Consider the following 14,888-nt stretch of genomic DNA (forward strand, 5'->3'; position numbering starts at 1 on the left):
TGTATTAAACATTAAAAAATAATCAATAAATAGAATAGTATAATGATTTATTTAGTATATTTTATATTAATAGTGTTAAAAATACAGAATGTAATTATATATAGCTTGAAAAAATTATATAAAATATATATAATTATATATATTAAATTAGGTACAAAAAGTATTAAAGGGGAATACTATGTTAGAAAATATATATTAGAAATGGAGATGAATGTATGTATATTAATGATTATAGTATCTTTGTAAATCTATATAGTTGGCTTACAGATTCATGCTCTAAAACATCTATAAAAATTAGAGAGAAAAGTGATTTTTTTGATAATAATAATATTACCCAATATGAAAGCTCTAGTGAAATAAGGGATATTGCTAAAATAATATCTTATAATTATGTATATAATTATATTTATTATTTGGAGAAATGTATTAATGAATCAGATTATGATTTCTCATTTTCAAAATATGAAAATATCTATGAAATTAGAAGCTATGTTGATACGATTGAAGATATAGATTTATCTATATTTTTGGAGTGGTTCATAGATGAAGGCGTTATAGAAATAGTAAGTTTTCTTAAGAAATTAGAAGTTAACTCTTATACAAATGAAGATATGTATAATATAATGAAGTATTACAATTATTTGATGGATAATTCTTCAAATAGTGATATTATTACAAAAGTAACTTTTTTAACAGAATGTGCTACTGAAGTATTTAACAAAGTAAATAAATATATATTTGAAAATGTTACAGTTAATGATATAATTTGGAATGATGATTCAGATAAGCAGCATATTTCTTTTGATTATTGGGAGTTAATTAGTGAAGAGATAGAACTGGAAAGTGATTATATAAATCTAACAAAGCCTGCGTGTCATACGCAGGCTTTGTTTTATAAAACGGAGGTATGTATATGAGATTAGATAAGAAATATTTTCATGATATTCAATTAAAAAAGATACAGATGGTATCATTAAAATCTACTTACAATGAGAAAAACGAAGGAATCGAAAAAAAGTCACCTATTAATATAAATATTAATAATGGTGCAAAGGTGACTGGTACTAATAAAGGTGTATGTTACTTAAGGGTAGAGATAGGGGCTAGTGAGAAAGAAAATGAACTTTTTAATATAGAAGTTATATATAAAGGATATTGTGAATCATCTACAAATATAGATGAAAGAAATTTAAGATTCTATTTAGAAGTGCAGAGTATACCAATGCTATGGGCGTATGCAAGGGAAACTATAAATAATACTATAATAAAGATGGGATTACCACCTGTAATATTACCAGCAGTAAATATAAATGAAATAATAGGAGAAATAAGCAAAAAGGATGAAATGGAGGAGAATTAAAATGCCTTCATTAAAGGAAGTCTCATTAGGGATAATGTCTTTAAATAGAAAAGATATTGATGACGATTATATGAAAAAGATTAGATCGAGAGCATATTCTATAGAAAAGTTCATTGGTAATAATGAAAATACGTTTGACTTATTATGCCAATTTATTTTAGCTAATAAAAGTAAGGCAGATTATGAGAAAAATTTTGAATCGTGGGTTGAACAAGTTCATTCTGTTAATAAAACATTCAAAATAGATAATATAGAATCGTTTATCGATTCTATAAAAAATGCTTTTGAAGATTCAGAAGATGATGATCAAATATCAGATTTGCGAGGAAGATTATTTGAAGTTATATTAGAAAAATTATATTCGGAAAAATATAAAGATACTAGATTGAAAAGAAGCATATTTAATAATGGCTGTGAAATAAAGATAAGAAAGAAAGAAATTCATTATAAGAACTTAAAAGTAAATAAATCAAAGAAAACAGTAGATATAGCAGGATATAACTTAGATAATAGTGAATTTTATGAGGCAAAAGTTGGTCCAGGCAATTTTGATGGAATAGTTATAGAATACCTAAATTTATTAAATTCTATTTTATTAAAAGAGCAAATAAGTAAAAGTATTTTGGTTGGATGCATGACAATGGAAATAAAAGCTAGACTGAAGCAGAATTTAATGAAAGTAAAAAGGCTTGAAAACATAGATTATATAGGATTAGAACTTTTAGGAAGAGAAGAAATTAAAAGGATAATTTCAAAATCATAAATACGAAATTGTTTTTTAAATAAAGTAAGTTATAATATTTTTTATTATTATATTAAAGAAAAAGTTTATACAGAACTTGATTTACATATTATTTTGAGAAGTCTTTCCAAATTAAAGAATCGTTTAAGACCATAAGCATATACTCAGGAATAATGAGTATATTTACGGATAAACAAGTAGCAATTGATGGTCCATTACAAAGTGTTCAATGATTTGTAGATATTCAATAGGTACAAGCTATTTAATTAAACTATAAGCTGGAACAAAATAAAACTAATTAATAATTATAAACTAACATATTAAGCATTGATACTACTTAACTTAAGAAATGGTCGGAAGAACAAAAAGTTCCACCCATCTTCCGACCGTTAGCAAGATATGATATATTATTTTAAAATACAATATGTAGATATAGAATATTTTTAATCTAAGGTTTGATTTATTTCCAATGATAAATGGATACGATAAAATATTCTAAATTATAATTTAATAAAACCATTCAACACACGCCTCACGTTGAAACTAGTATACAACATAAGGTGTGTTTTGCAATGCTTGGAGTTGGATATTTTAATAAAAAAATCTAGTCTGTTTTCATGAAATCTAAAAATTATATCAAACTTTTAGATAACAGCAGTTTAGTATATAATTTAATTACAAAGTTAAAATATATTGATATAATAAAATAAGTAAATTACAATAAAATGGAAAAGCAAAGTGATTGGATTAAAATATGAATTTTTCATTTGAATATGAAGAAGGTGAGCACTAAGATGACTGATATAGAATTATTGGAGATATTGAAAATTGGTGAAACTGTTGATGTAGAATGTAAAGAGGGAGAAAATAAAATTCCTAATTCATTATGGGAAAGTTATTCTGCCATGGCGAATACAAATGGAGGAATAATAATTTTAGGAATAAAAGAGAATAAAGCAAAGGGTACATTCGAAGTTCAAGGTATTAAGAATATTGATAAAAGAATACAGGATTTTTGGAATACTATAAATGGAAACAAAGTTAACCGAAATTTATTGAAGGATGACGATGTAGAAAAATTAACTATTGAAGGAATGGATGTTTTAATTATAAATGTGCCTAGAGCTAATTATAAAGAACGACCAATATATCTAAATGAAAATCCATACAAAGGAACTTATAAGCGTAATGCTGAAGGTGATTATAAATCTACTGAAGAAGAAGTTAACGCTATGATAAGAGATGCATCAGAAGAAGGCAATGATGGTGTAATACTTGAAGATTACACAGTAAAGGATTTAGATGAAGATACAATAAAGAAATATAGAAATAGGTTTAGCTCTAGAAATCCAGATCATCCTTGGAATGCACTTGATACTGAAGAATTCATTGAAATGCTTGGTGGAATAAAGGAAGACAGAAGAAGAAAAATAAAAGGTGTGACAGTAGCAGGAATGCTTATGTTTGGAAAAGGTCTTTATATTAGAGATTTGTTTGCAAAGATAAATTTTGATTTTAGGGAAGAAATTGATGTAAGCTCTGATCAAAGATGGTCAGACAGGTTTACTATAGATGGAACCTGGGAAAATAATATTTATAATTTTTATTTTACAGTAATTAATAAGCTGACAAGTAATGTTAAAGTACCATTTAGATTAGAAAATCTTGAACGTAAGGATGATACTTTAGTACATCAAGCAATAAGGGAAGCATTTGTAAATCAAATAATTCATGCTGATTTTAATATACAGGGAACTTTAAAGATTATAAAAACTAAGGATAGTTTGGAATTTACTAATCCAGGAAGTTTAAAGATAGATTTAGAAAGTATATTTAAAGGTGGAAATTCTAAAAGTAGAAATCCTAGAATTCAAAAGATGTTTTCTTTAATAGGATTAGGTGAAGGAGCAGGATCTGGATTCCCTAAAATTTTAGCAGCATGGAATGAACAAAGTTGGAGAACACCTGAATTAAAAGAGGAAACTAATTTAAATCAAGTTTCTTTGAAATTGTGGATGATATCTATGTTACCGGAAGAATGCTTAGAATCATTAAAAAGTATATTTGGAAAAGCGTTTAATTCATTTAATAAAGATGAAGTATTAATACTTGCAACAGCATATTTAGAAGGTAGTGTCAATAATGCTCGTATTCAATTAATGATGGATAAGCATTCATATGATATAACTGGAATATTACATGATTTAGTTGAAAAAGAAACATTAATAGTAGATGGTTATGGAAGAGGAAAAGTATATTATTTAAATAATGATTATAGTTATGATTCTGCATCAAAAATGGTTGATGAAAGAAGTTTAAATGAAGACGAGATTAAGATTATAGATTATATCAAAAAAAATGGATCTATAAATAATCAACAGGGTAGAGATCATTTAGGTTTTGGGAAAGATAAGAATGTTGCTTTATTTAATAATTTAATTAAAAAGGGAAAGATAAGAAAAGAAGGAGCAAGCAGTAGCACAAGATACTTGTTGAACTAACAGTTATATCGTTAATAAAAGTACGACGATTACCGACGAGCCGACGACGTGATATGAATAAAGCCGACGAGAGCCGACGAGAATAAATATTAAAATGGGTGATTTATTGGCTATAATAAAATATATTAATTTATAAATTAATATAAACAATTAGTTCCCCTTATGTTGGAGTTATTATTCAACATAAGGGGGACAATGTTTTTTTAATCATTTATCTAAGCTTTAAAGATTTTAGTATTTAAAGAATGCCAAATAGATTTACTCAGAACTATATGGAAGTAATTCTTCCAATAAATCTTCCCTTAAGGGAAAAAATGTGACAAGTTAAGAGAAATTATAATAATGCTTAAAAGCAGCTGAATATCAGTACTTTTGAAATTAATAATGTAACTTAAACTTTCCCTTATATAAGTAATTTATTTGGCAATTTTTAAAACTAATTATAGAAGAGTTAAGAGTTTGGGCACAAAAATAATAATTAACTTATGATCATATAATGAAGTTTCCCTTAAAGTTTCTCATTTAAGGGAAAAAATCAAGAATGTTTAGTATATCGTTCTCGAATTATATGTAAAAAAAGTTTTCCCTTAAAATCTTCATCTTTTAAGGGAAAAATTGATAATGCTTAGTATATTACCTTGAAATTATGTGTAAAACACTTCCCTCAATTTTCCCTTAAGAGAAAAAATACAATAGGGTATGGGAAGTTATGGAAAAATATAAAAAGCACTCACAAGTACCTAAACATCAAGGTTTCAAAGTATCATAAAATACAATAAAATATGATTTGGTACAAGATATTTCCAATACAGAACTCGGCTTATGGCTTATCTCGCATATGTAAAATAGCTACTTTGGAGAGCAGGGAGTGAAAAACTTCCACTATTTTTCCACTGGCTATTTTTTTTATTTTGGAGACAATATTGGTATAAATAAGCCAACTTTATACAAAGTTTTAAATGAAATTAGCACAATTGATATCGTTTCAATGTAGAGGAGTTGTTTATAATTGAAAGTTGATCGCTTACTTGAAATAATAACAATTCTCTTAAATAATGAGAAAATAAAAGCTAAATATTTGGCTGAAAAATTCGAAGTATCAATACGTACAATTTATAGAGATATTGAAGATATTTGTAAAGCTGGAGTACCAATTATAACTTTTCAAGGTGGAGGCGGTGGAAGCATGGGAATTGGCTGGGAAACAGGCTACTTAACAGGTCTTGCTGATGGTGGAATTGATACACGTTTTGCTGATTTGATTGTAGGCACCTCAGCTGGATCCCAAGTTGGAGCCGTGATCGCATCAAGAATTTCTTGGAATGATATTTGGGAAAAATTAATAAATCTAAAATATCAATCGCAGAAAGAGAGTCCTTCGGGAAATCTGGGTTCACTGTTTGAAAAGTATGATGAAATAGCTACTTCCTCTAAGACACCAAAAGAATGGATTGATAGGATGGGAAAGTTGGCCATTGAATCAAACACCATGGCTGAGAGTGAACAATTATCGCGTATTAGAAATACGATAGGTGACTGTCAATGGGCGGAGGCTTTGCGTATCGTGGCGGTTGATCTTGTCACATCTCAAAGAGTTGTTTGGGGATCTAACTCTAGCATTGAATTAATTAAAGCTGCATCTGCAAGTTCTTCTCTCCCAGGAGTATGGCCGCCAACTACTATCTGCTCTCGTAAGTATTTAGATGGTGGAGTTCATTCAATGGAGAACGCTGATATAGCTGAAGGAGCTAGCAAAGTTCTTATTTTATCGGTGGGGCTTCCAGTACAAACCCCGTTTAAGCTTGAAGACCAAATTCAAAGTTTACAGAAATCTGGTTCTGAAGTTGAATTAGTTAAACCTGACAAAAAAATTTATGAAGAATTACAACAACTTGGTGGAAACCCAGTTGATCCTAGAATACGACCTGTAATTGCAGCTTGCGGTCGAGAACAAGGTTACGAAGATGCAAAGCGTATTGCTAAGTTTTGGGACTAATCATAGGTTTACTTCAGTTATTGATTGTTGAGTTTATACATTCCTAGAATAGAATTGGTTATATAAATTTAATGAAGTGGAATATATTTGAAATGCCATATCCTAGTGGAACATAAAGTATTTCACTTCTGCCATATTACTGTCACAAATCTCTTGTAATATATAAATATAAAATAGTTAAAACATTATTTATCCCCTATCAAATAAATATTAACCAGTATTTAGAATGGTCTATGACACCCTAGTAGATCATTCTTTTTTATTTATAGGTCTAGATGATTTATGGTATATTGAAGCAACAAAAGGGAAATTCACGGTTCTAAATCAGTATGTTTCATTCTTCTTTTACACAAAAGTTCAGTAAAAGCATTTTCCGCTCTATCTATAGCACATAAAACACACACTTGCTCCTTTGACTACCTTTTAAGATTCTAACTTGTTACATAATGATATTCATATAAGAATATGAAGAACTTGTAAATAAATACAGTTATAATATAATAATATGTATAGACAATAGGGAATAGTTAAAAATTATATGATTATAAAAAATTATAGATATGGGTAGGAGAAAGTTTATGCAGATTAATTATATGACGCTAATTGTGAATTGGATTAACTTTGGGTTAATAATTTTAATAATAATAGGAATATATAAAGGGATAAAAGCATTTAAAAGTTTTATAAAAAGGAATAAACAAATGAATGAAAAACTGGATACAATTTTAGATGAACTAGAAAAAAAAAGAAGTGAGTAATATACATAAATCACTTTACTAAATAGCTCATTATTCGGAAGTGAATTTGCGGTAGTTTTTTTAAAAGTATTTGTCGATAGTAAATTAAGAGGAGATTAGAAAGGGAAAAGTAATGAATTATATAGTTGCAGTGCTTGCAGGAACAGGAATATTAATGTGGATATTAGGTAGTATTATTAAGATGCGAAGTTATATATCACGTATAAATGCAAATTTGAATAAAATTGCAAAACAAGTTGGAGCGTTTGATACAATAGACGATGAAATAAAAAGTCTTATTCTAGAAGGTAAAAAAATTGAAGCAATAAAAAGATATAGATTTGTTACTGGATTTGGATTAAAGGAATCGAAAGAATACGTTGATTCCTTTGATTCGCATAGAATGAATAATATTTTATAATAGAATATGTATAGTGATGCATAATGGTAAGTTGTTGTGAAGAAATTATTATAAAAAGTGGTATAAACTAGTTATTAAGATTGAAATGATTATAAAGCTAATTTAAAAAATCATATGATTATTCAATTTCTTGATTGACAGAAAAATTAGGAGGACAAACTATAATATGATGATAAAAAAACGCCTTGCAATATCAAATCTTATTATGCTAGTGGTTCCAGCAATATTAATAGTAGTAATTGCAGCTGGTGTACTAGAGGGATTTACAGAGCTATATGGTAGGAAAATAAAAGTTTTTGAACAGGATAGCGGGATTTCTGATATACAAAAGATTGTGTATACATATGGTAAAGATATAAAGACAAATCATGTAAAGCTTGAAGAATATAATAAAGCAGAACAAGATTTAAATAGTGAAGGTTATAATTTATTGCTGACTAGTAATGGAGATGTAGTATTTTCCAATATAACTGATGAGGATAAAAATGCTATGTCTAACATCGAAAAGGATGTTCTAACATCGGCGGATTCAATAGTGCTTGAAGTTAATTCGGTTAGTTTAGTTAAATATGCTTTTGTTAATGATGGAGATTCTATTAGTATTATAGCTGTTAAGTCAAATAATAATTTGACAAGCAGGCAGCGTATGAGAGCAGAAGCGAGAACTTTTTTAGCTAGTTATATGGGAATTGTATTAATAGTAGCTTTGTTTATAATAATGATGATTAATGGTATATTATCATCACGTGTAGCTAAAAGTCTGATAAAGCCGTTAGAGTTATTGAGTTATGGGGCAGGACAGATAGAAGAAGGTAATCTTGATTTTAAAATGAATTATGAAGGTACAGACGAATTTGCAAAGGTATGTGCTGATTTTAATAAAATGAGAATCAGGCTTCAGGAATCAATTGATATGCAGTTAAAATATGAGCAAAATAGAAAAGAACTGGTTGCAGGAATATCTCACGATTTAAGGACACCATTAACAACAATTAAAGGATATTCAAAAGGATTAAAGGATGGAATTGCAAATACAGATGAAAAGCGTTGGCGATATTATGAAGTTTTATATAATAAAGCCTGTGATATGGATATGTTAGTTGATAAGTTATTCTTCTTTTCAAAATTAGATACAGGAAAGTTTCCATTTAACTTTGAAAATATAAATTGTAATAAATTCTTTTACGATTTCTTCAAAAATGCAGCGGTGGAGTTTAAAGGAAGTGGAATTAATTTATCGTATAAAAGCACCTGCCATGATGACATTATAATTAATATGGATTTTGAAGAAATCCGCAGGGTTCTTATGAATGTACTTGAAAATAGTGCAAAATATAAGGTTGAAGAATATGGAAGTGTCGACATTACAATAGATGAAAAAGAAGATAGCATTGTTTTAAAAATTAAGGACGATGGACCAGGAGTTTTAGAAGAAAATCTTCCGCGGTTATTTAATAGTTTTTACAGAGAAGATCCATCAAGAGCTAATTCTAGTGAAGGCAGCGGACTTGGCCTTTCAATATGTGAATATATAGTAAAGGCACATAAAGGCACAATTACTGCTAGAAATATGAATGGACTTGCTATTATCATAACTTTACCAATCTTTAAGCGAAACTAACTTATGTTACTAAAATATTGTATAATGTATTAAAACTAAATATATTAGTTATAATGGGAGAAGAGAAAATGCGAAGGATATTGATTGTAGAAGATGATAAACTCATTGCAGAGTTAGAAAGGGATTATCTTGAGGCTAACGGATTTGAAACTGAAATTGCAGGTAATGGAGATATAGGATTAGAACTTGCCTTGAATAAGGAATTTGATTTAATACTACTTGATTTAATGCTGCCAAGTAAAGATGGATTTCAACTATGCACGGAGATAAGAAACAATAAAGAGATACCAATACTCATGATTACAGCTAAAAAGGATTCAGTAGATAAAATTAGAGGTCTGGGACTTGGAGCTGATGATTATATTGTCAAGCCTTTTGATCCTAGTGAACTTGTTGCTAGAGTGAATGCGCATATTTCTAGATATGATAGATTAACATCAATTGAAAAAAAGAAGAAACTAGGACAGGGGGCTATGAATTTTGGAAGGCTAAAGATATTTATCAAAGAACGAAGGGTGTATATCAATGATATAGAAGTTAAATTTGCTAATAAAGAATTTGAGCTTCTTTTATTCTTAGCTACTAATCCTAATATTGTATTTTCCAAAACAGTATTACTAGATAGGATTTGGGGGATGGATTCTTTTGCAGATGTTGCAACAGTTACAGTACATATCAATAGAATAAGAGATAAAATTGAAGAAGACAGTAGTAATCCTAAATTTGTAGAAACTGTATGGGGGGCAGGTTATAGATTTAAAGCATAAATAATCAATATTTATTCAATCTATTATTGTAGTCTATCTAGAAATTTTCTTAACAATTTAACGAAGTTCGTACGTTTTAGCTATAGTTTTTTAGTTAAAATATACGAACTTTATTTATTATTCCTCTAATTATATTTTGTTTAAAATATAATTAAAGTTTAGAAATTATTTATATATGTATGTAAAAATATTCATAGATATCCAAGCAATAATATATGTTTCTTTATTTAATAAAATATTAATTTGATAAGAAAAGTAAATTAACAGTTGATGTTACAAATGGGAGGATGGCAATGAAAAATGTAAAAAAAATAGTTATATATGCTGTAATAATTGCAGTTGTAGTAGGTGGGGTAGTGGTGGCTAGAACTAAGCTATCAGCAAGTTCAAAAGGCAAGACGACTCAAGTTACAGTAAGTAAAACTTCAGTAGAAGTTCAGACTGCTAAGACAACAGAAAAAAATGCGGGAGATACATATAAAGCTACTTTAGAAGCTTATCAGCAAGGAACAGTAACAAGTAAGCTTGCAGCAAAGATTGTTTCAGTATCAGTTGAAGATGGACAATATGTAAATGCAGGTGATACTATAGCAACTTTAGATGACCAGGATACACAAAATAATATAAAAACCGCGCAAGCTTCAATAGCTGTAAATGAAAAACAGGAACAGGCATCAGAACAGTCATTAAATTCAGCACAAGTAGCTCTAGAAAAATTGAAAATTAATGTAGATGATGCTCAGAGTAATTATGACAGACAAAAAACTCTTTTTGATAACAAAGCTATATCACAGACAGATCTTGAAACAGCAGAAAAAACTTTAAATTCTGCTAAAGCTGATTATGATTCTGGAAATGCAAGTATTCAGACAGCGCAAGCAAATATTGAAACAGCGAAAGCCAATATACAAGCACAGCAGGTAACGCTAGAAAAGTATCAAAGCGATTTAGCTAATACAGTAATTAAGGCACCAATAAGTGGTGCAATAAGTGGTAAAAATATGAATGTTGGACAAATGGCAGCAACGGGTACAGCCCTTGCAACTGTTAATGATATATCATCTGTATATGCAACAATTCAGGTACCACAAGAAAAAATAAGTAGTGTGAAAATAGGACAAGCAGCTACAGTTACAGTTGATGGAAGCGATCAAACATATAATGGAACAATACAGACTATGGATGCTGCAGCAGATACAACTTCAAGAGTTTTCAATGTTAAAGTTAAAATAGATAATAGTGATAAATCTTTATTACCAGGTATTTATGGAAAAGTAACCTTAGTTAGTGAACAAACTACTGATGTAATTACTGTACCAGTAAATGCATTGGTTGGAAATGAAGGAGATTATTCAGTATTTATAAATGATAATGGAACAGCTAAGAAAACAAAGGTAACTATTGGAGAAACTGATGATAATAATGTAGAGATAACATCTGGTATAAACGACGGTGATCAAATAATCACTTCAAATACAAGTACACTACAAGATGGAAATGAAGTAGATGCAGTGGTTAAACAAGATAGTGATACAACAGATGATACATCTGCTAAACAAGATGGTGGTGCCGATGACACAGCTTCTAAGTAGGAGGGACAATAGATGAAGGTAGCAAATGTTAGTATTAAAAGGCCAGTATTTATAACAGTTATTATGTTAGTCATGGCTATTGTAGGTATGACATGTTATGAAAGATTAGTAGTTAATGATATGCCAGAAGCAGAAAATGCTACGGTTTCAGTTTCAATCACAGAGACCGGAGCATCTCCGGAAGATATGGAAACTAATATAACAAAATCAGTAGAAGATGCAGTTGGAGAAATTTCAGGAGTCAGTCACATAACCTCCAACATAACTGAAGGAAGCTCCAGGACCATGATACAATTTGACCTGGATAAAGATCCAGAAGTTGCAGCACAAGAAGTTAGAGATAAGGTTTCAAGTTTAAGAGGATTGCCAAGCGATATAGATACACCTATTATTTCTAAATTTGACTCATCGGCATCATCAATTTTATCAGTTGCTGTTTATGGTTTAGATGATAATAAGCAATTATCAGATGTCGTTGATACAATTGAAAAGAAGTTGTATACAGTATCTGGTATAGGAGCAGTAAATATATCTGGTGAGGATACAAGAGAAATTCATATAAAATTAGATAATAATAAGTTATTACAATATGGTCTCACAACAACTGATGTGACAAACGCAATTAAAAAAGATAATGTTGATCAGTCAACTGGAAAAATTAGTGATAAGGATAATGAGATCTCTCTTAAAATAAGCAGTAAGATAACAAAAGTTGATGATTTTAAAAATATTTTAATAGCTAATAGAAATGGTACAGAAATCAGAGTAAAAGATATTGCAGATGTTGAGGATGGAGTTGCAGATAGAAGCAGTTACGCTTATTATGATGGAAAACCAGCAATTGGTATTGATATAGTGAAGCAATCTGGTTCTAACACTGTTCAATTGGCGGATGATGTTAAAAAGACTTTAAACAAACTTAAATCCACTTTGCCTAAAGGTGTGCATGTTGACGTTGTTAGCGATGATTCAATATCAATACAAAGTACAATAGATAGTGTTTTAGAAACCATGCGAGATGGATGTATATTAGCAGTTATAATTGTATTCTTATTCTTAAATGAGTGGGAGAGTACCCTTATAAGTGCAATTTCACTTTCAATATCAATTATAACTACTTTTATTTGTATGAAAGTTCAGGCTTTTTCACTAAATACAATGACGTTAATGGCATTATCAGTAGCAGTAGGACTTTTAATTGATGATGCTATAGTTGTTATAGAAAATATTGTACGGCATCTGCATATGGGTAAATCTCCAAGGGAGGCAGCTAGAGATGCTACCTCGGAAATTGGATTTGCCGTAATAGCAACAACTTCAGCTGTTATCTCGGTATTCTTACCAGTATCAATGGTAACGGGAACAATTGGAAGATACTTTTTCCAATTTGGGCTTACAGTTGTTTTTAGTATGGCAGTTTCACTACTTGTGTCCTTTACACTTGTACCCATGATGTCATCTAAAATGCTCAGAATAAAAAAGAAGAAGAAAGAAAATATTCTTGGTAAATTCTTTAAGGGATTTAATAAGAAATTTGATTCTTTAGCTCATGGATATTCAAAGCTTTTGGTTATTTCGCTTCACAATAGATTAATAATCATAGTTATTGCAATAGCTATGTTTGTAGCTAGTACTACACTTATCTCGGCACTTGGCTTTACTATGATGCCTTCAACGGATAATAATCAGGTAACTGTAAGTACAAGTTTTGATTCTGGAATAACCTTGGATAATGCATCAGAAAAAGTTAAACAGATTGAAGCTATTATTAACAAGAATCCAGAAGTACAAGGACTGTATACTACAGTATCAAAAAGTAGTTCAACAGTCAAAATAGAATTAGTAGATAAAAACAGCCGTAAGGAAAATTCAAGAACCTTTGCAGGAAATCTTAGTAGACAGTTACAAGGAATTCCTGGAACTCAGGTATCAGTAGCAGCTGCTTCAATGGCAAGTGGTGGAAGAACCTCTAAAGATGCAACTTTTGAACTTATTGGCGAAAATAGAGAAGAAGTTCAAGCTTTTGGTGAAAAGGTAAAAGAAGAACTGGCTAAAGAGTCAGGAGTAAGAGAAATAAGTACTAATGATAAATCAGGTCTTCCAGAAATAGAGTTAACAGTAGATCGTGATAAAGCAGCAGATTTAGGAGTTAGCAGCTCAGATGTTGCAAGTACCTTAAAGACTTTATTTAATGGAACAACTGTAACTAAGTACGATGATGGAAAAAATATGGATGATGTAGTGTTGTACTTACAAAATGATCAACGTTCAAGCCTTGATAGTCTTAAGCAAATTTATGTTTCTGGCACAAATAATAAGATGATTCCTTTATCAGAAGTGACTAAACAAGTTTTTTCAACAGCTTCAGCACAATTAACGAGGTATGACAGGCAGGCAGAATTGCAGATTTCTTGTAATATTTCAGGAGCAGCTTCAGGTACCTTTATGAATTCATTTATGAAAAAGATTCAAACTCAAATGGATAAGCCAGAAGACATTTCAGTATCTTTAGGAGGAACAGCTGGTTCTATGACTAGCAGTCTTGGCAGTTTAGAACAAGCAATGGCTATGGCAGCTTTATTCTTATACCTAGTTATGGCGGCACAATTTGAAAGCTTTGTTGATCCTATATCAATATTGTTTGCTTTGCCACTTGCAATTATTGGAGCTGTTTTAGGTTTATTTATTTGCAAAACTCAGTTAAGTTTAATGTCTATAATTGGTATAATAATGCTTATGGGCTTAGTTGCCAAGAATGGAATACTTCTTATAGATGCTGCAAAACAAAAAATTGAGGAGGGCATGGAAAGAGAAGAGGCTATAAAACATGCTGGATTAATAAGGTTACGTCCAATCGTTATGACAACCTTGGCTATGATATTTGGTATGATTCCTTTAGCTGTATCTAATGGTATGGGATCTGAAATGCGTGCCCCAATGGCAGAGGCAGTAATTGGAGGATTGGTTACTTCTACAATTTTAACTTTATTTGTAGTACCAATTATGTATACAGTCTTTAATGATGTACAGAATATGTTTAATAAAAAAATTCATAACAAAAAGTTCTCAGAAGATGAAGAAAGCAGGGATGAAAATTTAAGTTTATAAATAGATACGGAGTAGAGAAAAGATTATCTAAGATTTTAGATAG

At 29.9% G+C, this 14,888-nt stretch carries 11 protein-coding genes; all 11 read left to right on the forward strand.

What is annotated here, in order from left to right:
* Window positions 1-215: 215 nt before the first annotated feature.
* Complete coding sequence (locus tag CDLVIII_RS07515) at window positions 216-917, forward strand: hypothetical protein (protein ID WP_009168842.1); 702 nt, start codon at window positions 216-218, stop codon at window positions 915-917.
* On the forward strand, window positions 914-1,360 hold the full coding sequence (locus CDLVIII_RS07520; RefSeq protein WP_009168843.1) for a protein-export chaperone SecB: 447 nt from the start codon (window positions 914-916) through the stop codon (window positions 1,358-1,360). Before CDLVIII_RS07515 ends, CDLVIII_RS07520 begins: the two co-directional genes overlap by 4 nt.
* Before the next feature lies 1 nt (window position 1,361).
* The gene (locus tag CDLVIII_RS07525) at window positions 1,362-2,123 is read left to right on the forward strand and encodes a hypothetical protein (protein WP_009168844.1); all 762 of its coding nucleotides are present in this window, start codon (window positions 1,362-1,364) and stop codon (window positions 2,121-2,123) included.
* 773 nt (window positions 2,124-2,896) lie between these two features.
* Complete coding sequence (locus CDLVIII_RS07530) at window positions 2,897-4,603, forward strand: RNA-binding domain-containing protein (protein ID WP_009168845.1); 1,707 nt, start codon at window positions 2,897-2,899, stop codon at window positions 4,601-4,603.
* A gap of 1,009 nt (window positions 4,604-5,612) precedes the next feature.
* Complete coding sequence (locus CDLVIII_RS07535) at window positions 5,613-6,599, forward strand: patatin-like phospholipase family protein (RefSeq protein WP_009168846.1); 987 nt, start codon at window positions 5,613-5,615, stop codon at window positions 6,597-6,599.
* Window positions 6,600-7,177: 578 nt separating this feature from the next.
* Window positions 7,178-7,357, forward strand: coding sequence for a hypothetical protein (locus CDLVIII_RS07540; RefSeq protein ID WP_009168847.1), 180 nt, complete (start codon window positions 7,178-7,180; stop codon window positions 7,355-7,357).
* A 112-nt stretch (window positions 7,358-7,469) separates the two neighbouring features.
* Window positions 7,470-7,757 carry a ribosomal protein L7/L12 gene (locus CDLVIII_RS07545; protein WP_009168848.1) on the forward strand — a complete coding sequence of 96 codons (288 nt, stop codon included), beginning with the start codon at window positions 7,470-7,472 and terminating at the stop codon, window positions 7,755-7,757.
* Between the two features lie 166 nt (window positions 7,758-7,923).
* Entirely contained in the window at window positions 7,924-9,378 is a 1,455-nt protein-coding gene (locus CDLVIII_RS07550) for a HAMP domain-containing sensor histidine kinase (protein ID WP_009168849.1), read from the forward strand.
* Window positions 9,379-9,446: 68 nt separating this feature from the next.
* Window positions 9,447-10,145, forward strand: a complete 699-nt coding sequence (locus tag CDLVIII_RS07555; RefSeq protein ID WP_009168850.1) for a response regulator transcription factor — start codon at window positions 9,447-9,449, stop codon at window positions 10,143-10,145.
* A gap of 293 nt (window positions 10,146-10,438) precedes the next feature.
* Window positions 10,439-11,737, forward strand: coding sequence for an efflux RND transporter periplasmic adaptor subunit (locus CDLVIII_RS07560; protein ID WP_009168851.1), 1,299 nt, complete (start codon window positions 10,439-10,441; stop codon window positions 11,735-11,737).
* A gap of 12 nt (window positions 11,738-11,749) precedes the next feature.
* A complete protein-coding gene (locus CDLVIII_RS07565; protein ID WP_009168852.1) occupies window positions 11,750-14,845 on the forward strand; it encodes an efflux RND transporter permease subunit in 3,096 nt (1,031 codons plus the stop codon).
* The last annotated feature ends 43 nt before the right edge of the window (window positions 14,846-14,888 follow it).

It is taken from the genome of Clostridium sp. DL-VIII (genome assembly GCF_000230835.1).
Taxonomy (GTDB): Bacteria; Bacillota; Clostridia; order Clostridiales; family Clostridiaceae; genus Clostridium.

Bases quoted from the DNA above. Each gene is read 5' to 3' on its own strand.
- CDLVIII_RS07530 (WP_009168845.1), top strand. From the start codon at position 2,897: ATGACTGATATAGAATTATTGGAGATATTGAAAATTGGTGAAACTGTT.
- CDLVIII_RS07550 (WP_009168849.1), top strand. From the start codon at position 7,924: ATGATGATAAAAAAACGCCTTGCAATATCAAATCTTATTATGCTAGTG.
- CDLVIII_RS07540 (WP_009168847.1), top strand. From the start codon at position 7,178: ATGCAGATTAATTATATGACGCTAATTGTGAATTGGATTAACTTTGGG.
- CDLVIII_RS07555 (WP_009168850.1), top strand. From the start codon at position 9,447: ATGCGAAGGATATTGATTGTAGAAGATGATAAACTCATTGCAGAGTTA.
- CDLVIII_RS07525 (WP_009168844.1), top strand. From the start codon at position 1,362: ATGCCTTCATTAAAGGAAGTCTCATTAGGGATAATGTCTTTAAATAGA.
- CDLVIII_RS07515 (WP_009168842.1), top strand. From the start codon at position 216: ATGTATATTAATGATTATAGTATCTTTGTAAATCTATATAGTTGGCTT.
- CDLVIII_RS07560 (WP_009168851.1), top strand. From the start codon at position 10,439: ATGAAAAATGTAAAAAAAATAGTTATATATGCTGTAATAATTGCAGTT.
- CDLVIII_RS07565 (WP_009168852.1), top strand. From the start codon at position 11,750: ATGAAGGTAGCAAATGTTAGTATTAAAAGGCCAGTATTTATAACAGTT.
- CDLVIII_RS07520 (WP_009168843.1), top strand. From the start codon at position 914: ATGAGATTAGATAAGAAATATTTTCATGATATTCAATTAAAAAAGATA.
- CDLVIII_RS07545 (WP_009168848.1), top strand. From the start codon at position 7,470: ATGAATTATATAGTTGCAGTGCTTGCAGGAACAGGAATATTAATGTGG.